This is a genomic window from Moorena sp. SIO3E8 (genome assembly GCF_010692445.1).
GTDB lineage: Bacteria > Cyanobacteriota > Cyanobacteriia > Cyanobacteriales > Coleofasciculaceae > Moorena > Moorena bouillonii.
In genome coordinates this window covers 8457-32470 of the sequence record NZ_JAAHHM010000082.1, presented here as the reverse complement: position 1 = coordinate 32470, position 24014 = coordinate 8457, and the positions used below count along the sequence as shown (strand labels likewise).

The 24014-nt window shown below is 40.9% G+C and carries 6 protein-coding genes; 5 read left to right on the top strand and 1 reads right to left on the bottom strand.

The features are described from left to right. Window positions 1-110: 110 nt before the first annotated feature. On the bottom strand, window positions 111-1052 hold the full coding sequence (locus F6K46_RS26645) for a GTPase (protein WP_293066659.1): 942 nt from the start codon (window positions 1050-1052) through the stop codon (window positions 111-113). Window positions 1053-1418: 366 nt separating this feature from the next. Between F6K46_RS26645 and F6K46_RS40270 the strand changes: the two genes are divergently transcribed. The 5 genes from F6K46_RS40270 to F6K46_RS26625 all read left to right on the top strand — a co-directional run. Then, a complete protein-coding gene (locus F6K46_RS40270) occupies window positions 1419-1580 on the top strand; it encodes a beta-ketoacyl synthase N-terminal-like domain-containing protein (RefSeq protein WP_366510845.1) in 162 nt (53 codons plus the stop codon). 380 nt (window positions 1581-1960) lie between these two features. Then, window positions 1961-7636, top strand: a complete 5676-nt coding sequence (locus F6K46_RS26640; RefSeq protein ID WP_293066656.1) for a non-ribosomal peptide synthetase — start codon at window positions 1961-1963, stop codon at window positions 7634-7636. Continuing rightward, window positions 7633-15534 (top strand): non-ribosomal peptide synthetase, encoded by a 7902-nt coding sequence (locus F6K46_RS26635; protein ID WP_293117522.1) that lies wholly within the window; start codon window positions 7633-7635, stop codon window positions 15532-15534. Before F6K46_RS26640 ends, F6K46_RS26635 begins: the two co-directional genes overlap by 4 nt. Then, entirely contained in the window at window positions 15531-22595 is a 7065-nt protein-coding gene (locus F6K46_RS26630; protein WP_293067076.1) for an SDR family NAD(P)-dependent oxidoreductase, read from the top strand. The genes F6K46_RS26635 and F6K46_RS26630 overlap by 4 nt, the downstream gene beginning before the upstream one ends. Further along, window positions 22592-24014: condensation domain-containing protein (locus F6K46_RS26625; RefSeq protein WP_293117519.1), on the top strand; the 1423-nt coding region annotated here is incomplete at its 3' end. The genes F6K46_RS26630 and F6K46_RS26625, both read left to right, overlap by 4 nt.

Genomic DNA, 24014 nt, shown 5'->3' with positions numbered 1-24014 from the left:
CCTGGCTCATACTGCTGCGGTTGCGCCTGTCGAGTCCTTCGGTTTTTTCTCTCAAAACACTGCTACAGGACAGCTTGGGTTAAAAAACTCTTCCCCATTCTATCGTCTTTCTATAAGAGCCGCACCCGAATCATTTTGAGTAAATTGGCGACAATTACTTTACCAACTGCAGTCATTCCTCCTGTACCCCCAAGAGCAGATATCACCATTCCCAGAAAAGCTCTTTCAACCGTTAATCCAAAAATGCTGGTGATATTAGCAATCATTACCGTTTGCATCGTTACCAAGATTGGCGCATCAGAAAACGGAATTGGTGAGGCACCAACCAATGCTGAACCAGTAACATAACCCGTAACATATTTAAACGCTTCACCTGCTTTTAGTTCAATATTTCTAATCTGTTCTCTCAGAAATGCTTTGCGCTGGGCTTCTGGCAGTAAATTTGCCGTCACTTCTACTAAACGCTCTAAACCATGAGCTGTCACCGTATAATCATCATCGATTGGTTTTGATTGTGCTAGCACTGGAATAATCTGACTAACCGGTAGATTCTTACCCTCTAGGAAAGCAATAAACTCACTACGTTTTTTCGTTAAGGTTTGAGTCAGCACTAAGATAACTGGTACATCTTTTTGTTGGAGGCTCTTTAGCCATTCTTCCTCAATCGGATCCAATCGAGCTGTTTCATGATTAAGGCAATACCACACCACATGAATGTGTTCTTTTGCCTCTAGTTTCCTTTGATCATCAATTAGTTTCGAGATATCTCCCTTTACTCGTTCAATCTGTTGGGCTTTAAGTTCTAGCCCTGGCGTATCGTACACTGTAATCGGGCAACCTGTTTTCGTATAACGACGAATGGTTTGAGTAACAGGATAGCCCACTCCTGTTTCTGCCAGACGAGAGCGAAAAATTGTATTTACTAAAGTACTTTTACCTACACCAGTTTTCCCAATGACTAAAACATTACATTGCTCAACTTTGCTCTGGGCATCTTCATAGGCTTCGCTCATTTTGCCTAACAGTTCATCAAACGAGATGTGCTCTGACATTAGTAGTTTTCTCCTTTAGCAATTACCCAGAAGTCTGGAATTCACCCATAAAAGTTTACCAAAATCTTTCATATTTGTTTAAAGTCAGCGAAAAATTTGTTGACTTTGACCAAAAAAACTGCTTTACGATGGGATTTATTCAAAGTTTACACAAAATTGAGTTAATCATTTTTGTGTCTGTTACCATTTATACCAAATAAGAGGGATTTACCCTGCCATATTTTCATTTTTTTAAGGGTCATAATATTCATAAATAAGATTAGCAATTGCTTGCAGATACTAGTCAAGTTCTTTTTTCTTTTCAGGTGTTATTTGAGAATTAATTATTAAAAATTTTTAGGTAACTTTACTTGATTAACATGACTTTTGTGGTTTTGTAAACTAGTTCATTTGTTCTGCAAATTTGATCTGTTCCCGTTGAGAAGTTGGGAAGCCATGGAAAATGACGGGCACATTCCACAACGCTTACAAGGTGAGTCTACAGGAGTTTTTGTTGGTATTACTGTAAATGATTATAAAAATAGATGATAAAGAGATTATAAAGATAATATTAGACAATCTGAATTAGATGATAGTGTAGCCTATGATGTCACTGGGTTTTCAATCAAGCTAGGAGAGCCAAAGATATTAACTGCTCATATCCAAAATAAAGCAGCTCGAGTATTAGCCATGAAAAATTACCTAATCGATATACACAAACCTTTAAATAAAAGGTAGTGATCAAGATCTAGTGATTTTGCTACGGCATAATGGAGGTTTCGGGAGCTAAAATCAATACTTGTGTACCACTACAAAAAAACTATGTAAGTAATCACCATTGCTGCTATATAAAATCAACTAAATTAATAACTAAATAAAAGCGATCGCACAGATAACAGTAAATGAAATAACTGGATAAAGGTACAACTATGAACTTAATTATTTTTTTACAATACCTTGATCAAAAAGGTGTTAAATTATGGAATGATGGAGGAAAGTTAAGAACTGAAGGTTCCCAAGAAGTACTGACCACTGATGTTATGGCAGAATTAGAGCAGTATAAATCAGAAATATTAAAGTTACTAAGGGAAAATCCAGATATATCCCAAGTCCATCCCCTCTCTTATGGTCAAAAATATCTCTGGTTTTTGTGGCAGCTATCACCTCAGGGTCATAATTATAATGTGTCATTTTCGGTTCGGATATACTCCAAGGTAGATCTAACTATTTGGCAACAGGTTTTTCAAACTCTAAGGGAAAGACATCCGCTACTACGGAGTACATTCCTGAAGTTAGGCCAACAACCAATCCAACAACTACATCAACATCAAGAGTTAGACTTCTTACAGATAGATGCTTCTAGTTGGAGTGAAGAGGAGTTAAACAAAAAGGTAGTTGAAGCTCACAGACATCCTTTTAACCTAGAAACAGAACCAGTGATGCGAGTTAGGTGGTTCACTTGTTCCGAGCAAGACCATATTATGTTACTGACAATACATCACATTGCTTTAGATGGTTGGTCATGGAACTTAATTGCCAAAGAGCTACCACAACTTTACCAAGCTCAACTAAATGGAATTGAGGCATCCCTACCACCACTACAGTATTCTTATCAAGATTATGTTAGTTGGCAAAAGGAGTTAGTAGAAGGACAAGAAGGAGAACAACTATGGAACTATTGGCAACAAAGATTGGGCGGGGAATTACCGGTCTTGAATTTGCCCACAGACAAACCACGACCCCCTATACAGACTGATAATGGTGGCAGCTATCCCTTCAAGTTATCAGAAAAGTTGACTGAACAACTGAAGGAACTAGCTCAAACAGAGGGTGCAACTCTTTATATGACTCTGTTGGCTGCTTTTCAAGTGCTTCTGTATCGTTACACAGGTCAAGAGGATATTTTAGTAGGTTCTCCTACTTCTGGCAGATCTAAAGCGGAGTTTGCTTCTCTTGTTGGTTACTTTGTGGACTCAGTAGTGATGAGAGCAGATTTGTCAGGGAATCTCTCTTTTAGAGATTTCCTTTCTCAAGTACGCCAGACAGTCCTGGGAGCACTAGCTCATCAAGATTATCCCTTTGCTTTATTGGTAGATAAGTTACAGCTAGAACGTGACTCCAGTCGTGCTCCTCTTTTTCAGGCTTGCTTTGTACTAAAAAAATTCCAGGAATCTCAAGATCTGCAAAAGGTGTTGTTTAGCAGCAAAAAAACCTTGATGAATTGGGGAGGACTTGAAGTAGAACCTTTTGTACTCGAACAGTATGAAAGTCAATATGATTTATTCCTGGAAATGCTTGAATATGACTCATCTCTGGTTGGGTTCTTAAAATACAATGCTGACTTATTTGATGAGCAAACTATTGCCCGAATGGCTGGTCATTTCCAGAACTTGTTAGAAGGGATAGTGAATGGTCCGCAACAGAGCGTAACAGCACTACCATTAATGACAGAGGTAGAGCGAGAACAGATATTGGTAGAATGGAATAATAGGAAAACAGATTACCCAAATGATAAATGTATCCATCAGTTATTTGAGGAACAGGTAGAGAAAACACCAGATGCAATAGCAGTAGTATTTGAACAACAAAAGCTGACCTATTCCCAATTAAATAGCAAAGCTAATCAACTAGCACATTACTTGCAAAAATTGGGAGTAGTTCCAGAAACCCTAGTGGGAATATGTGTAGAGCGTTCAGTAGAGATGGTAGTAGGTTTATTAGCCATACTCAAAGCCGGAGGAGCTTATGTGCCATTAGACCCAGCCTATCCCCAAGAACGCCTAGAGTATATGTTCGCTGACTCCCAAGTGTCAGTGTTACTAACTCAAGAACCAATATTAGCTCAACCCCCCCAACATCAAGCCCAAGTAGTATTTCTAGATAAAGATTGGGAAAAAATAGCAACTGAAACACCAGAAAAAGTAGAGAGTGAAGTCAGCCCCCAAAATTTAGCTTATGTAATTTATACATCAGGTTCCACAGGTAAACCGAAAGGAGTATTGGTAGAACACAAGGGACTGTGTAATCTGGCTACAGTTCAAATTCAAGCATTCCAAGTCAACTCAAACAGTAGAGTGCTTCAATTCGCATCATTAAGTTTCGATGCCTCCATCTCGGAAATAGTCATGGCTTTAGGTTCAGGAGCCAGTTTGTATCTGGGCAGCCGAAATACCTTAATGCCTGGAGTGGGTATGAGTCAGTGGTTGCGGAACAACAAAATCACCCATATCACCATACCCCCCTCAGCTCTGGCAGTGATGCCCAAAGAGGAATTACCTGATTTAAAGACCATAGTGGTAGCAGGAGAAGCTTGCCCACCAGAGCTAATATCTCAGTGGTCTGTGGGGCGACAATTTGTCAACGCCTACGGACCAACAGAATCAACAGTATGTGCAACCATGGCCGAATGCTCGCCAGAGTCTTCTGTGCCATCCATAGGTAGGGCGATCGGCAATACTCAAATCTACATCCTAGACATAAATTTACAACCAATTCCCATAGGAGTACCTGGTGAAATTTATATCGGTGGTGTTGGTTTAGCTCGTGGGTATCTTAACCAACCTCAATTAACACAGGAAAAATTTATTTCCCATCCTTTGAGGAATTTAACCGAGGAGAGGCTGTACAAAACAGGAGATTTAGCTCGTTACTTACCGGATGGCAATATTGAGTTTATTGGTCGCATAGATAATCAGGTGAAGATACGAGGTTTCCGAATTGAACCTGGAGAAATTGAATCAGTTCTCAGGAGGCATCCCCAAGTCCAACAAGCTGTAGTAATCGACAGGGAAGATACTCCAGGGAACAAGCGGTTGGTAGCATATTTTGTTCCCGAACCAGAATTGGAACAAAATATCCAGAATATCAAAGGCATAGAACTGTGGCCATCAATAGCAGAATACTATGTTTATGATGAGTTATTGTACTATGCGATGACTAATGACCATCGTCGAAACCAAAGTTATCAAGTGGCAATTAATCAACTTGTTAAAGATCGAGTAGTAGTAGAAATTGGTACAGGTAAGGATGCTATTTTGGCGAGATTTTGTGCCAAAGCAGGAGCTAAGAAAATCTATGCTATTGAGAGAGATCGAGAAACCACTCAGTTAGCTAAAGCTTGCGTGGATAAGTTGGGATTATCGGCACAGATTGAAATCATACATGGAGATGCGATGACGGTTAACCTACCCGAGTTAGCAGATGTATGTGTTTCGGAAATTGTGGGAGCAATAGGTGGTTCTGAAGGAGCAGCAGTAATTATTAATAATGCCAGAAGGTTTTTGAAGCCAGACTGTGCGATGATTCCCGAAAGAAGTGTGACTAAAATTGCAGCAGTAACTATTCCAGAACCGTTAATTAATCAACCAAAGTTTACCAAGGTTTCTGGTTATTATACCCAGAAAATATTTGAACAGGTTGGGTATCCTTTTGATTTACGGGTTTGTATTAAAGGATTTCCTCAAGCAAATTTACTTTCCAATCGAGAAATATTTGAGGATTTAGATTTTAAGAAATTTTTAGATACAGATTTGACTCATCAAATTCAGTTAAGGATAGAAAAATCCGGCAGATTAGATGGTTTTCTGGTCTGGTTAAATTTGCATACTATTGAGGGTGAGTGTATAGATATTATCGAACATGAGCATTCTTGGTTACCAGTTTATTTTCCAGTGTTTGAGCCTGGTATTGATGTGAGTGAAGGAGATGTGATTGAAGCTGTTTGTAGCCGAAAGCTTTGCGAGAATAATTTGAATCCAGATTATGCTATCCAAGGACGTATTATCAGGCAACAAGGAGAAGATATTGATTTTGAACATATTTCTTATCACTGGAAACAACAGTTTAAGCAAACTCCTTTTTATCAAAGGTTATTTGCAGAAACTGAAACAGTTAGCACTTCTAAGTTACAACTATTAGATCCTCTCATCAACAGTTGGCAAAACCTATTTAACCAACAAATTGAAGAACAGAAGAGTGAAGTAACTGACCCATTATTCAACATCTCAGGTTGGCGCAGCAGTTACGACAACCAATCCTTACCAGAAAGTCAAATGCGAATTTGGGCAGGGGATATTGTAGCTCAAGTATTAGCACATAAACCGAAAAAAGTATTTGAAATAGGTTGTGGAACCGGGTTGCTACTCTTTCAAATCGCACCCCACACACAAGCTTATTATGGCATCGATATATCTAGTATTTCACTAGAGTATATCCAACAACAAATACTCCAGGAATCAGAGAAATATGCTCATGTCAATTTAGCACAGAAAAGAGCAGATGATATAGGTGACATAGCATCTCAAAGCTTCGATATGGTGATTATAAACTCGGTGATTCAATATTTTCTGAATGTAGAGTATTTGTTACAAGTAATATCTGAGGCAATTCGGATAGTCAAACCAGGAGGGATAATTTTATTAGGGGATATCCAGAGTTTACCATTAATGAAAGCCTTTCACAGTTCGGTGCAACTGTATCAAGCAACTCCATCATTGTCAGTAGAACAACTCAAGCTAAAGATAAACAAACAAATGGAGCAGGAGCAAGAATTGCTAGTATCACCAGAGTTGTTTGTAGCTCTCAAAGAAAAACACCCAGAAATAACTCATGTACAAATACGTTTAGAGAGGGGAAGGGAGCAAAACGAAATGAATAAATATCGCTATAGCGTACTGTTGCATATAGAAGCCCAAGCAGCATCAATAATAGCACCGACTGTAGAAAGTGGAGCGGATATGAGTGCTCAAGAGATAGAAACTTATCTGCGAGACCATGAGCCAGAATCAATTTGCTTTAGTGGTTTAGTCAATGGCAGAGTGGCTAATGACGTAGGTTTAGTGGAGTTGTTATCACAGCCAGAATCAAAACAGAATGTGCAGCAGTTGAGGCAGACGTTAGAGTCAAAGCTAGTCAATGGCATCGACCCAGAGAGGTTATATGAACTGAGTTCGGATTTAGGGTATAGCTTAGAGTTGTGTTGGTCTGCTCAGGGAAGAGGAGAATTGATGGATGGGGTATTTGTGCGCAGAGAGTTAGCCCAAGAAGGGATAGTGTTAACACCCCTAACTCAAAAATCGGTGGTAGCAAGTAACTGGCATCATTATGGGAATAATCCCTTGAATTCCGAGGTAGGAAAGCAACTGGTACCGGAGTTGAGAGAGTATCTACAGTCGCGGTTGCCAGAATATATGGTGCCATCAGGGTTGATGGTGTTGTCGCAACTGCCTCTGACTCCTAACGGTAAGGTAGACCGTAAGGCTTTGCCTGTACCAGATGTGTCTAGTAATGTGTCAACGGAGTATGTAGCTCCACAAACGGAGACACAGAAGGCATTAGCAGAGATTTGGCAAGAATTGTTAGGAATAGAAAAGGTGGGAATACATGATAACTTCTTTTTTGATTTGGGTGGGCATTCTTTGAAGGCAACTCAAGTTGTATCGCGTGTGCGAAATATTTTGGGAATTGAACTAACTTTAAAGCGTTTATTTGAGTCACCAACTATTGCTGACATGGCCAAAAGCTTGGAAGTGCTGAGTCAACTAGCCCAAGGAGAAAATACATTAAAATATCAAACAGAAATAGACTATGAGGAGGAAGTATTATGAAAACAATGGATTTCGTGTCTTACCTGCAAAATCTGGGTGTGACATTTTGGATAGATGGAGAGCAACTCCGCTATCGTTCTCCGAAGGGAGTAATAACTCCAGAACTTAAAAAGGATATAGTTGAGCGCAAAGGAGAACTCCTAGATTTGCTTAGGGAAGCACAGACAATTCAGCAATCTGTAGCTAGTTCCATTCAACCAATTTCTAGGGAACAGGTAATCCCGTTATCCTATGCACAACAAAGGCTATGGTTTATAGAAAAAATGGCTTTGAGTAGCAATGCCTACAATATTCCATTAACCCTACATCTAGTAGGTAAACTGGATTATGTAGCCCTACAAACAACTCTTAAGCAAATCATTGCTCGCCATGAAACCCTCAGAACCACCTTCAGTGAAATTAACGGCACACCAGTACAAATAATTCAACCCCCCTTTGAACTAGAACTACCCATACAAGACCTCAGTGGGTTAACATCATCTGAGCAAACCACCAAACTACAACAACTACTGCAACAAGAAAATGAACTTTCATTCAATCTGGAAGTAGACCCCCCCATACGGGCTCAGTTGTTTAAACTAGGAACAACAAAACACATACTGCAAATCACATTACATCACATAGCAGGCGATGGTTGGTCAGTCACAGTATTACCCAAAGAACTTTCAGCCATTTACACTGCCACACTGGAAGAACAACCATCCCCATTACCAGAGCTACCAATACAATATGCCGACTTTGCAGTGTGGCAAAGGAACTACTTGCAAGGTGAAATCCTAGAAACCCAACTCAACTACTGGAAGCAAAAGCTGCAAGACCTACCCCAACTACAACTACCCACAGACCATCCCCGACCTGCAGTTCAAACTTTTAATGGAGCAGGTATACCGATCAACATACCAGCAGCACTAACATCAAAAGTTAAACAACTCACCCAAAAGCAGGGAACGACCCTATTTATGACCCTGTTAGCAGTATTCAAAGTATTGCTGTCTCGTTACAGTGGTCAAGAAAGTGTAGCAGTAGGAACACCGATAGCTAACCGCAACCGCAGTGAAATAGAAGGGTTGATAGGTTTCTTTGTCAACTCCCTAGTCATGTACACAGACCTGGGAGGGGAACCAAGCTTCACAGAAGTATTAAACAGAGTCAAACAAACAGTCCTAGAAGCTTATGGTCACCAAGACATACCCTTTGAGAAGTTGGTAGAAGATTTGCAACCAGAACGGGCTCTATCGCAAAACCCCTTATTTCAGGTGATGTTTGCCGTTCAGCAGTCGGAAATCTTCAAACCATCCTTCAGCCTGCCTAACTTAGAGATAGAGTTAGATTGGGAGCGATGGATGGAAGAAGTGAGGTTTGATATAGAATTACATCTGTGGCCAGTAGGAGAAGAAATCAAAGGATTCTGTGCCTATAACACAGACTTGTTTGAAGCCGAAACAATTAGTCGCATGGTGTCACATTATGAAAACTTACTATCAGCAGCAGTAGAGACTCCCGAGCGACCTATTAGCCAGTTGCCATTAATGACACAGCCAGAGCTAGACCAAATACTGGTGGAGTGGAACAACACGAAAACAGATTACCCCAAAGACAAATGTATCCATCAGTTATTTGAAGAGCAGGTAGAGAAAACACCAGATGCCATAGCAGTAGTATTTGAACAACAAAAGCTGACCTACTCCCAATTAAATAGCAAAGCCAATCAACTAGCCCATTATTTGCAAAAATTGGGAGTAGTTCCAGAAACCCTAGTGGGAATATGTGTAGAGCGTTCAGTAGAGATGGTAGTAGGTTTATTAGCCATACTCAAAGCCGGAGGAGCTTATGTGCCATTAGACCCGAATTATCCAACTTCCCGTCTCAATTACATGGTAGAAGATGCACAACTATCCATCATCTTGACTCAAGAAAAATGGCAGCATCATCTATCGGAAACTATAGGAACTGTGATTTGTTTGGATACAGATTCCGAAATTATTAATCAACAGAGTCAGCAAATGCCCGAAAATCAGGTAACAGCTAATCAGTTAGCTTACGTTATCTATACTTCAGGTTCAACGGGTCAACCAAAAGGAGTAACTATTCCTCATCAAGGAGTAGTTCGGCTTTTTAGCAACACCAACTATGTGCAACTGGAGCCAACAGACCGGGTAGCTCAAGTTTCCAATACCTCTTTTGATGCAGCCACATTTGAAATTTGGGGAGCTTTATTACACGGAGCAGTGGCAGTAGTAATTACCAAATCTGTACTCCTTTCTCCTCAAGAGTTTGTCAACTATATCAAACAAGAAAAAATTACTACACTGTTTTTGACAACAGCTTTATTTAATCAGTTAGCCTACTCAGTACCAGAAGCATTCAGTACCTTGAAACATTTGTTATTTGGAGGAGAGGCAGTAGACCCGAAATCAGTGAAACAGGTACTTGAAAAAGGGGCACCAGAAAGATTGCTTCATGTCTATGGACCGACAGAAAACACTACATTCTCTTCATGGTACAAGGTGACTAAAGTAGCAGAAGGAGCAACAAATATGCCCATAGGTAAGCCAATATCTAACACCCAAATATATATCCTCGACTCCCAATTACAACCAGTCCCCATAGGAGTAGCAGGAGAACTTCATATAGGAGGAGATGGTTTAGCAATAGGGTACCACAACCGCCCCGAACTCACAGCCTCCAAATTTATTCCTCATCCCTTTGACGACTCAAAAATAGCCAAATTATACAAAACAGGAGACTTATGTCGTTATCTAGCTGATGGCAACATAGAATTTATCGGGCGGATAGACCATCAGGTAAAAGTGCGAGGATATCGCATTGAAACAGGAGAAATAGAAGCTACCCTAACTCAAAATCCCATAGTTAAAGAAACAGTAGTATTAGCCACTGAAGACAACCTAGGTAATAAACGTATAGTGGCCTACCTAGTGCTAGAAACCGAAACTTCAGTCCCTGAAATATCAGAGACAGAACAAATAAATAAATTGAAACAGTATCTGAAAGAGCGGTTGCCAGAGTATATGGTGCCATCAGGGTTGATGGTGTTGTCGCAACTGCCACTGACACCGAATGGAAAAGTAGACCGTAAGGCTTTACCAGCACCAGATTTAGCTATTAGTGCGTCAACGGAGTATGTGGCTCCTGAAACGGAGACACAGAAAGCATTAGCAGAGATTTGGAAAGAAGTGTTGGGTATAGAACAGGTGGGAATACATGATAACTTCTTTGATTTGGGTGGCCATTCTTTGATGGTTACTCAGGTTGTGTCTCGGGTGCGACAACTCCTCAATATAGAGTTACCCCTCATAAAGCTATTTGAGAATTCAGATGTGGCCAGTCTGGCTAAGGAAATAGAGATATATTTAGCTCAAAGCCAACCTGTAGAGACTGTAGCCATTCAACCAAGAGAGGAAAATGAAAACCCCCCACCGTTATCCTTTGCTCAACAAAGGCTATGGTTTATAGAAAAAATGGCCTTGAGTAGCAACGCCTACAATATGCCATTAACCCTACATCTAGTAGGAAAACTAGACTATGTAGTCCTAGAAAAAAGTATCAACCAAATCATCGCTCGCCATGAAACCCTGAGAACCACTTTCAGTGAAATAGATGGCACACCAGTACAAATAATTGAACCCCTCTTTGAATTAAAACTACCCATAATTGACCTGAGTGAGTTAACACCATCAGAAGCTACCACCAAACTCCAACAACTACTCCAACAAGAAAACGAACTTTCATTCAATCTGGAAGTAGACCCCCCCATACGAGCTCAGTTGTTTCAACTAGGAAAAACAGAACACATACTGCAAATTACATTACATCACATAGCTTCCGATGGCTGGTCACTGACAGTATTACCCAAAGAACTCTCGGCTATTTACACTGCCGCACTGGAAGACCAACCATCCCCATTACCAGAGCTACCCATACAATATGCCGACTTTGCAGTTTGGCAAAAGAATTACTTACAAGGTGAAACCCTCGAAACCCAACTCAACTATTGGAAGCAAAAGCTGCAAGACCTACCTCAACTACAACTACCCACAGACCATCCCCGACCCGCAGTAGAAACTTTTAATGGAGCAGGTATACCCATAAACATACCAGCAACAGTAACATCAAAAGTTAAACAACTCACCCAAAAGCAGGGAAGCACCCTATTTATGACCCTGTTAGCAGCCTTTAAAGTCTTAATGTCTCGTTACAGTGGTCAAGAAAGTATAGCAGTAGGAACACCGATAGCCAACCGCAACCGCAGTGAAATAGAAGGATTGATAGGTTTCTTTGTCAACTCCCTAGTCATGTACACAGACCTGGGAGGGTTCCCAAGTTTCACAGAAGTATTAAACCGGGTTAAACAGACAGCTCTAGAAGCTTATAGTCACCAAGACATACCCTTTGAGAAATTGGTCGAAGAGTTGCAACCTCAAAGGTCTCTATCACAAAACCCCTTGTTTCAAGTGTCGTTTGCTGTTCAGCAGTCGGAAATTTTAAAACCATCCTTTAGCTTACCTAATTTAGAAGTAGGTTGGTATGAAGGGGCAGGAGCTGAGATGACAGTGAGGTTTGACTTAGAGTTACATTTGTGGCCAATAGGAGAAGAAATTAAAGGATTCTGTGCCTATAACCGAGACTTGTTCTCAGCGGAGACAATTAGTCGTATGCTGTCACATTACCAAAACTTGCTAAAAGCAGCAGTAGAGACGACCGAGCAACCTATTAGCAAGTTGCCATTAATGACAGAGCCAGAGCTAGACCAAATACTAGTACAGTGGAACAATACGAGAACAGATTACCCAAATGACAAATGTATCCATCAGTTATTTGAGGAACAGGTCGAAAACAACCCAAATGCAATAGCAGTAGTATTTGAAGAGCAAAAGCTGACCTATGGAGAATTAAATAGCAAAGCTAATCAACTAGCTCACTATCTACAAACCCTTGGTGTGGAACCAGATGTACCAGTAGGTATTTGTCTGGAACGCTCGTTAGAAATGGTAATAGGCATTCTTGGTATTCTCAAAGCAGGGGGAGCTTATGTGCCAATCGACCCCAGTTATCCCCAAGAGCGTATCGCGTATACGATCGCTGATGCTGCTGTGCCAGTGCTTTTGACCCAAGAGGGATTAGTAGAAGGATTACAGGAACATAAAGCACAAATAATCTGTTTGGATAGAGCTTGGTCGGAGATTATTCAAAAAAGTTCAACTAATCCAGATAGTGGTGTACAGACTTATCACCTATCCTATGTAATTTATACATCTGGCTCTACAGGGGAACCGAAAGGTGTGATGATTCAACATGAGAATGTTACTCATCTATTTTCAGCAACAGAAAGTTGGTGCTCATTTAATTCTCAAGACGTCTGGACTCTATTCCACTCCTTTGCTTTTGATTTCTCAGTTTGGGAAATCTGGGGAGCATTACTGTATGGTGGACGATTAGTTGTAGTTCCGTATTGGGTCAGCCGTTCTCCTGATGCTTTTTATAAGTTACTATGCCAGGAGCAAGTCACCATACTCAACCAAACACCTTCAGCCTTTAAACAACTGATTTATTTTGAGCAAAGTCAGGAATATGCAAGTAATATATCACTGCGACTGGTGATATTTGGAGGAGAGGCTTTAGACTTTCATAGCCTGGAACCTTGGTTTGAAAGGCACGGTGAGACTTTACCACAGTTAGTGAATATGTATGGGATTACGGAAACAACTGTCCATGTCACTCATTACCCCATTAACTCAAGAAATATTCAGGAAGGTACAAGTAGTGTCATTGGTCGCCCTATTGATAATATGCAAGCTTATGTGCTAGACAAAAACTGCCAGCTAATGCCAGTGGGTGTTGGTGGAGAGTTGTACATTAGTGGGGCTGGTTTAGCACGTGGTTATCTGAATCGCCCCGAACTCACCCAAGAAAAATTCATTCCCCATTTGTTTAGTCAGCAACAAAATGCTCGCCTATATAAGACTGGAGATTTAGCGAGGTATTTACCAGATGGGAATATAGAGTTTTTAGGCCGCATAGACCACCAAGTAAAAATCCGGGGATATCGAATAGAGACAGGAGAAATAGAAGCAGTTCTAAATCAAAATTCCATCGTTAAAGAAACGGTAGTATTAGCAAGAGAAGACAACCCAGGAGACAAACGCCTGGTAGCATACATAGTACCAGAAACCCAAAGCAGAAGCAGCAGCAACCGAGAACTATCAAAAACCCAAGTAGATAATTGGGAAGATGTATTCAATCAAACCTACGACGATCGGCTAAGTGAAGTAAATGACCCACTCTTTAATATAAGAGGATGGATTAGCAACTATGATAACCAACTGATCCCCGAACAACAAATGCGCATCTGGGCAGGAGATATAGTAACTCAAGTATTAGCCCAGAAACCAGAGAGTGTGTGGGAAATAGGTTGTGGCACAGGAATGCTCCTGTTTCAAATCGCACCCCAGACAAAAAACTATTATGGAACAGATATCTCCAATGTCTCATTAGAATACATCAAACAACAAATAGAACAGGAACCAGACAAATATGGTCATGTATCCTTAGCACAGAAACGAGCTGAAGACATGGCTGATGTGGCTGATAACAGTTTCGATGCCGTATTGCTGAGTTCCATAGTCCAGTATTTCCCTAGTGTGGAGTATCTGTTGCAAGTAATAGAAGAAAGTATCAGGGTAGTCAAACCAGGAGGGATGATTTTCTTAGGGGATATCCGGAGTAGGCCATTAATGAAAGCCTTTCACAGTTCGGTGCAACTGTATCAAGCCACTCCCTCACTGTCACGAAAACAACTCAAGTCAAAGATAGACAGAAAAATGGAGCAGGAGACCGAGTTGTTAGTGTCACCAGAGTTATTTGTAGCTCTCAAGGAAAAACATCCAGAAATAACTCATGTACAAATCCGTTTACAGAGGGGAAGAGAACACAATGAACTGAATAAATATCGCTATAGCGTACTGTTGCATATAGAGGCACAACCAGGAAAAGTAATAACACCGACTGTAGAAAGTGGAGGGGCTCTGAGTGTTCAACAGATAGAAACTTATCTGCGAGACAAAGGACCAGAATCAATTTGCTTTAGTGGTTTAGTCAATGGCAGAGTAGCTAATGATGTAGAGTTGGTAGAGTGGCTATCACAGCCCAAAGAAAAGGAGAATGTACAGCAGTTGAAGCAGAGGTTAGAGGAGAAGCTAGTCAATAGCATAGACCCAGAAAGGTTATATGAACTGAGTTCGGATAATGGGTATAGCTTAGAGTTGTGTTGGTCTGCTCAGGGAGGTCCGGAATTGATGGATGGGGTATTTGTGCGCAGTGAGTTAGCCAAAGAAGGGATAGTGTTAACACCGCTAACTCAAAAATCGGTAGTAGTAGGTAACTGGGAGAATTATGGGAATAATCCGTTGAGTTCCCAGTTGAGAAAGGAACTGATACCGCAGTTGAGAGAGTATCTACAGTCGCGGTTGCCAGAGTATATGGTGCCATCGGGGTTGATGGTGTTGTCCCAATTGCCACTGACTCCTAACGGTAAGGTAGACCGTAAGGCTTTGCCTGTACCAGATGTGGCCAGTAGTGTGTTAACGGAGTATGTAGCTCCACAGACAGAGACACAGAAGATATTAGCCGAGATTTGGACAGAAGTGTTGGGTATAGAAAAGGTGGGAATACATGATAACTTCTTTGATTTGGGTGGTCATTCTTTGATGGCAACTCAAGTTGTGTCTCGCTGCCGTCATGCTTTTGGGAACGAACTGACTTTAAGTATATTGTTTGAATTGCCAAAGGTAGCCGAGTTGGCAGAATATATTGAGACCGTTCGTTGGGCTAAAAAAGATTTACAAAACTCAGAATTCGGTAGTGAGGAGGTAGTATTTTGAAACTTGCTAAAACAGTTGAATTCTTATCTTATCTTCGTAGTATAGGTGTAAAAGTTTCCGCTGAAGGAAGACAACTTCGCTGTAATGCTTCCCCAGGGATTTTAACATTGACTCTGCGTCAAGAGATAGCAGAGCGTAAAACAGAAATACTGGACTTTTTATACCAGGCTAGTCAAGTAAACGACTCTAATCAATCATTGATTCAGCCTATTTCACGTTCGGAGGATTTGTTACTATCCTACAGTCAACAAATGATGTGGTTCTGGCATCAGCTCTTGCCAGATTATCCATTATATAATATGCTGTTGAGTCTACAACTAGAAGGTCAGCTCAACGTAACAGTATTAGAGAAAAGCCTGAACGAAATAATCAGGCGACACGAAAACCTACGGACCCGTTTCCCCTCTGTAGACGGAAAACCCATGCAAGTAATTTCGACCGTTGCCAACATCAATCTGTCAACAGTAGAATTACCATCATCACCGGAACAAACAACCCAACTCAAACAACTAGCTAGCACTGAAGCAGAAAAACCCTTTGACCTAGCCCAAGGCCCCCTGCTGCGTGTCACCCTAGTACGACTCAGGCCAGAAACTCATATATTAATGTTAACCATGCACCACATAATATATGACGGTTGGTCTATAGGCATACTAGCATCGGAACTATGTACATTGTATGAAGCCTACAGTCAAGGAAACCCCTCCCCATTATCAGAACTACCGATTCAATATGCCGACTACGCCCACTGGCAACGACAGAAACTCACAGCAGAGGTATTAGAAAAACATCTGAGTTACTGGAGAGAAAAACTAGCAGGAGTTTCCCCTGTATCCCCCCTACCAACAGACCGCCCACGTCCAGAAGTACAAAGCTTCCAGGGAGGAGCAGAAAAATTTGAATTTAATCAAGAGTTAACAGAGAAACTGACCCAAGTCAGTCAGAACTTAAGTACTACCTTATTTACCACCTTACTAAGTGCATTCTTCGTTTTACTATCACGTTATAGTGGAGAATCAGACTTAGTAGTAGGTTCAGCAACTGCTAACCGCAACCGAGTAGAAATCGAACCCTTGATTGGTATGTTTGCTAATATCCTGGTGTTGCGTTGTCAGTGTGCAGATGATTTGACCTTTAGTGAACTATTAGATCAAGTCAAACAGAGAACCCAAGAAGCCTACAAGCATCAGGATTTACCATTTGAAAAGTTAGTAGAAGAACTTCTGCCAGAAAGAAACTTAAGTTATAACCCTCTAGTACAGGTAGTATTTAACCTGGTGAGTATACCCATAACTTCTTGGAATTTACCAGGATTAAAAGTAACTCAGAGAGAGGAAGGCATCAGCACTGCCAGAATGGATTTAGAAGTACATCTGTGGGAAGCACTATCAGGCCTAGAAGGATATTTCATTTACAACACAGACCTATTTGACAGAGCAACCATCACAAGGATGATGGCACATTTTCAAACCCTACTACAAGCAATAGTAGCCAACCCCCAACAAAAAATCTCAAAACTTCCCTTAATCACAGCAGCAGAAAAACAGAAAATACTGCAGGAATGGAAAAACACCAACACAGATGACCCAGATGACAAATGTATTCATCAGTTATTTGAGGAGCAGGTAGAGAAAACACCAGATGCAATAGCATTAGTATTTGAACAACAAAAGCTGACCTATTCCCAATTAAATAGCAAAGCCAATCAACTAGCCCATTACTTGCAAAAATTGGGAGTAGTTCCAGAAACGCCAGTGGGTATCTGTGTAGAGCGTTCAGTAGAGATGGTAGTAGGTTTATTAGCCATACTAAAAGCCGGAGGAACTTATGTAGCAATAGCTCCCACAGACAAATCACAGGATTTGCCGTCAATTTCAGTAATATTAACCCAAAACCACCTCAAATCAAAATGGTACACCTATAGCGAGCAAGATGCTCGCGCTACGGTAGCTCAAATCCTGTGTCTAGACACAGACTGGGAATCAATAGCCAAACAAAATACAGACAACCCAAACACAGAAACAACAGCCACCACAAGAGCCTACATTCTGAATCAAACCTTAGTAGAACATCACAGCGTAGCTCAACGTTTACAATGGCTACAAAAAATCCTGAGAATAACTAATCAAGACATTCTGCTGCATAAAAATTCTCTGATTCAAGATGTAGCGATTATAGAAATAGGTTTACCTCTAATCAGTGGTGGTAGTGTAGTTATAGCTGCCAATGACGAGCCAAAAGAATTACAGAAATTAATCGGGCAGCACAAAGTCACCATAGTTCACCTGTATCCATCAGAACTCCCCTCGTGGTTAAACACAACTAACTCGGTAACATCTGTGAAAAGTTGGCGATCGCTTCTTTGCAGTGGAGAAACCCTATCAACAGAAATAGCCAACAAATTTCTCCAAAGGTACCCAGTGTCATTACACAACTTCTACAGTCTCCCAGAAGCAGCAGGAGAAATCACCCACTGGTCTTGGTCAGAAAAACCAAAGAGAGAAAAGGTACCCATAGGCAACCCTGGTCGGTTATCAGTTTATTTACTAGACCAACACCAAAACCCAGTCCCCAAAGGAGTACCAGGAGAAATCTATATTGGAGGTGCCAGTTTAGCCAGAGGTTATCTACAGCAACAGACATCACTCGAATTTATCCAACATCCCCAATTAGGAAGACTATTCCCAACAACAGACATAGGTCGTTATCACAACAAAGGTTATTTGGAAATAATCGGAGCTAAACAACGGCAGACATGGAGAAAAGGGAAGCGAATAGAACTAGCAAACATAGAAACCGCCCTATTATCAGCCCCCCAAGTAGAACAAGCTTATGTACTAGCTCATCAAACATTCCTGGTAGCTTATGTTGTGATGGCCGGAGTCTGGAACCCCCAACAATTACACTCCCAAATACAACAGCAGTTACCCCCAGACATGATGCCAGGAGCTTATGTTCCCCTGGCTCGTTTACCGTTAACCCACAAAGGAAAAGTAGACGAAGTAGCATTAGGGCGTTTCCCAGTAATTGACGATAACGTAGTGCAACAATGGGAAGCAAAACTCAAAGCAGTGCCAGAAATAGAACAAGTAGCAGTTGTAGTGCAACAGAAAACACTAAAATTGCCACCATTGCATATATCAGACTTGCTGCCATCAGAACAAATAAAACTGCCGAATCATGGTGCAACTCCCGTAGTAGAAAAGTCATCTCCAACAACAGAATTACCAACCCAATCAACATCAGGAAACCAAGCAATAAGTGAAGGAGAACCAATCAAGTGGCCGAAAGATGCACCAACTACTTTAGCACAAGCATTAGAACGAGCAGCTCAAGAGCACGGGGATACAAGTCTGATATATATTAACTCAGATGGAGAAGTAATTACTCAAACCTATAGAGAGTTGTGGGTAGAAGCTCAAAGACTATTAGGAGGGTTAAGGCAGTTAGGTTTGAAACCTACTGATAAAGTAATCTTTCAGTTAGAATCAAATCAAGATTTTATCAGTGCATTTTGGGGTTGTGTGTTAGGAGGATTTGTACCAGTACCAGTATCAATACCCCCTAGTTATGACCAATCTCACAGTAGTCTGACCAAACTGCAAAACACTTGGGCTTTGTTAGGACAGCCTTTGGTACTCACAGATAACAAATTAGCATCATCTGTGCGTGGGTGGTTCCAACGTCTGAATTTAGGGAAGTCTGTAGTTGAAACTTTAGAACAGTTACGAGGTTTTGAACCAGATACAAAGATTTACAAAAGTCAACCACAAGACCTGGCAGTTTTGCTGTTAACTTCTGGTAGCACTGGGATACCTAAAGCAGTAATGCAGGAAAACAGCAAGCTATTGAGTATGTCTGCTGGTACAATTGCAATGAACCAATTTTCTAGTCAAGACGTCACCTTGAATTGGATGCCGATGGACCATGTAGGAGCATTGGTATTTCTGAGTATTATGGCAGTAGACTTAGGATGTGAGCAGATTCATGTACCAACACAATTGATACTGCAAAATCCACTCAAGTGGTTAGATTTAATTGACAGTCATCAAGCCACCATTAGCTGGGCACCAAATTTTGCATTTACTCTTATTGGCGATCGCGCAGAAGAAGTGAAAAGCGGTGCGACCCCGGTCGGGTTTCCCGACCTAGCGGTCAGACCCCGCGACGACGAAAGTCGCAAGGGAATGCTGACCAAGAGAGGGAATGCGCACCAAGAGAAAAGACACTGGGATTTGTCTTCAATGAAATTTTTAGTGAATGCAGGAGAAGCAATTGTTACTAAAACTGCCAGAAATTTTATCAAACTTTTAAGCTTTTATGGTTTATCGACAAAAGCTATTCATCCAGCTTTCGGAATGTGCGAGACTTGTTCCGGGATTACATGGTCTAACAGTTTTTCTCTTGAATCATCATCTGATGAAGATAAATTTGTTGAACTTGGTCCACCAATTGCGGGGGCATCTTTGAGAATTGTTGATGCAAATCAACAAGTAGTTCCTGAAGGAGTTGTTGGATCTTTACAAGTAAAAGGCGCATCAGTAACATCAGGTTACTATCAAAATTCCACGGCGAATCAAGAAGCTTTTACAGCAGATGGTTGGTTTAACACAGGAGATTTAGGGTTTCTGAAAAACGGGTGTTTAACAATTACCGGACGACAAAAAGACGTAATTATTATCAATGGGTTAAACTACTACAGCCATGAAATCGAATCAGCGGTAGAAGAATTACCAGGAATAGAAGTTTCTTACACCGCCGCTTGTGCCGTAAGAAAACCTAACAGCGATACCGATAAATTAGGAATATTTTTCAATACAGAAATAACTGAAGATACCGAGTTATTAGCTTTATTAAAAGTTATCAGAGAACAAGTGGTCAATAGAATGGGAATTAACCCAGATTATTTAATTCCCCTAGAAAAAGACTTGATTCCCAAAACTTCCATTGGTAAGATTCAACGAACTCAGCTTAGTCAAAGATTTGCCACAGGAGAATTCCAGGAAGTCTTAAAACGGGTAGATTTAATTACCGAAAATACTCAAACAATTCCTGACTGGTTTTATCAAAAAACATGGCAACGAAAACAATTAAATTATCCGCCACACCAATTCAGCCAATTTGGAGTAGCTTTAGTATTTATAGATAAGTTAGGATTAGGTCAACAAGTCTGCAAAAACTTAGAAAATAATTATCAAGGTTATGTGCAGATAGAACAAGGAGAACCCTTCACAAAAATCAATTACAATCACTATATAATTGCTCCAGATGTTGGAGAAGACTATCAAAAGCTGTACCAATGTCTAGGAGCAGAAAATATCCAAATCGGAGCAATTATTCACCTGTGGCATTATGATAACTATACTGGGACTGGAGAAATTACTGACACAGAAACTCTAGAAACAGCACAAAAAACCGGTATTTATAGCCTTTTATTTATTCTACAAATCTTTAGTAATCATCAGGAAAATTATCCAGTACGACTACTGTATGTCGCCAGTCATAGTCAATCTCTCAATCCCAAAGAAGCAATTGCCTATGAAAAAGCAACAGTACCAGGTTTGTTGAAAACTATCCCGATGGAAATCCCTCACTGGCATTGTCGGCATCTAGATTTACCACAAGACTCATTAGAAGTCAACAGCAATCGGATACTTGAGGAATTAACTATTGATGCCAAAGATTCAGAAGTGGCTTATCGAGATGGAGAGCGTTGGGTATCAGGTCTGGAGAAAGTTGACTTACCTTCAAAACCCAAACAACCATTACCATTCAAAGCAGGAGGTACTTACCTTATCAGTGGCGGTTTAGGAGGAATTGGTGTTGAAATTGCTAAGTATCTCCTGGAACATTATCAGGCTAAACTATTGCTTTTAGGTCGTACACCCCTACCAGATAGCAACAGTTGGGAAACTTATTTACAGCAAGGGGGTAAGCTAGCAGATAAAATCAAAGCTTACCAACAATTACAACAATTAGGTGGTGAGGTGATTTACCAAGGGGTAGATATTGGCCATCAAAAAGCAGTGCAGGAGGTAGTACAGCAAACCTTGTCTGGATGGCAGGTTCAACAACTGGATGGGGTGATTCATCTAGCAGGGTTGATGCAAGAGCGTTTTCTGAGGGAGGAAACACCAGAAAGTTTAGCTGAGGTGTTACGTCCTAAACTGATAGGAACTTTGGTATTACATCAATTGGTAGAAAAACAACCAAAGAGTTTGTTTATCAATTTTTCCTCTATTAATGGTTTCTTTGGTGGCACAACGGTGGGAGCGTATGCAGGAGCTAATAGTTTCTTGGATGCTTTCTCTTACTATCAACGCGATCACAGTCAGTTACAGAGCTATTGTTTAGCTTGGAGTATGTGGGATGAAATGGGGATGAGTCGGGGTTATCAGATGAAGCAGTTAACTCAAGCTAAGGGTTATCTAGCAGTGGGATTATCTCAAGGTATGTCTTCACTGTTAGCTGGTTTATGCCATGACCAACCCTACTTAATGGTGGGTTTGGATGGTAGTAATCTTAATATCAGAAGGTTGACTTCTACTTCGGATAATCTGCAACAATTAACAGCTTACTTTACTACTAACGGTAAAGGTAAACCCAATGTGAGTGTTCTGGAGTCTCAAGTACAGGATGCAGTGGGTAAACCTAGTAGTTGTGCTGTGGTGGAGTTGGCTGAAATGCCTTTGACTGAGACTGGGGAAATTGACATAGGTTTACTTCGAGAGAGTAATTTGGGTCGTTCAACTCAAGAAAGGGTGAAACCTAGGAATGAGACGGAGCAGCAAATTGCTCAAATCTGGCAGGATTTGTTAGAGGTATCCCAGGTGGGTATCTATGATAATTTCTTTGAGTTGGGGGGGAATTCACTTTTGGCTACTCAGGTGATTTCTCGCTTGCGTCAGGCTTTTGGGAAGGAACTTACTTTACAAGATTTATTTGAGTATCCCACTGTTGCTGGTATCACCAAAAATATTGAAGTGCTGCGTCAGCTAGCTCAAAAGGAAAACACATTTATTTATGAAACAGATGAAGACTATGAGGAGGAAGCATTATGAAAACAGTTGAGTTTGTCTCTTACCTGCAAAATTTAGGTGTAAAACTTTGGATAGATGGAGAGCAACTCCGTTATCGTTCTCCGAAGAAAGTAATAACACCAGAGCTGAAACAGAGTCTAGTTGAGCGCAAAGCAGATATCCTCAAGTTGCTGAGGAAAGCTCATAAAAATACGCAATCTGATGCAGGTAGTTCGATTCAACCGATTTCTAGGGAACAAACGATACCGTTATCCTTTGCACAACAAAGGCTATGGTTTATAGACAAAATGGCCTTGAGTAGCAACGCCTACAATATGCCATTAACCCTAAATCTAGTAGGAAAACTCGACTATGTAGCCCTACAAAAAAGTCTCAACCAAATCATCGCTCGCCATGAAACCCTGAGAACCACTTTCAGTGAAATCAACGGCACACCAGTACAAATAGTTCAACCCCCCTTTGAACTACAACTACCCAAAAAAGACCTAAGTGGGTTAACACCATCTGAGCAAATCACTCAACTACAACAACTACTCCAACAAGAAAACGAACAAATATTCAATCTAGAAGTAGACCCCCCCATACGGGCTCAATTGTTTCAACTAGGAACAACAGAACACATACTGCAAATCACATTACATCACATCGCTTCCGATGGCTGGTCACTGACAGTATTACCCAAAGAACTCTCAGCTATTTACACTGCCACACTGTTCGACAAACCACCCTCATTACCAGAACTACCTATACAATATGCTGACTTTGCTGTCTGGCAAAGGAACTACTTACAAGGTGAAACTCTGGAAAGTCAACTCAACTATTGGAAGCAAAAGCTCCTTGACTTACCTCAACTACAACTACCCACAGACCATCCCCGACCTGCAGTCGAAACCTTCCGAGGGGCAGGCATACCCATAAACATACCAGCAGCACTAACATCAAAAGTTAAACAACTCACCCAAAAGCAGGGAGTCACCCTATTTATGACCCTGTTAGCAGCCTTCAAAATCTTACTGTCTCGTTACAGTGGTCAAGAAAGTATAGCAGTAGGAACACCGATAGCTAACCGCAACCGCAGTGAAATAGAAGGGTTAATAGGTTTCTTTGTCAACTCCCTAGTCATGTACACAGACCTGGGAGGGTTCCCAAGTTTCACAGAAGTATTAAACCGGGTTAAACAGACAGCTCTAGAAGCTTATAGTCACCAAGACATACCCTTTGAGAAATTGGTCGAAGAGTTGCAACCTCAAAGGTCTCTATCACAAAACCCCTTGTTTCAAGTGTCGTTTGCTGTTCAGCAGTCGGAAATTTTAAAACCATCCTTTAGCTTACCTAATTTAGAAGTAGGTTGGTATGAAGGGGCAGGAGCTGAGATGACAGTGAGGTTTGACTTAGAGTTACATTTGTGGCCAATAGGAGAAGAAATTAAAGGATTCTGTG

What these genes read in the sequence shown, in the direction of transcription:
- F6K46_RS26645 (WP_293066659.1), bottom strand. Translation starts at nt 1,052, where the DNA reads ATGTCAGAGCACATCTCGTTTGATGAACTGTTAGGCAAAATGAGCGAA.
- F6K46_RS26640 (WP_293066656.1), top strand. Translation starts at nt 1,961, where the DNA reads ATGAACTTAATTATTTTTTTACAATACCTTGATCAAAAAGGTGTTAAA.
- F6K46_RS26635 (WP_293117522.1), top strand. Translation starts at nt 7,633, where the DNA reads ATGAAAACAATGGATTTCGTGTCTTACCTGCAAAATCTGGGTGTGACA.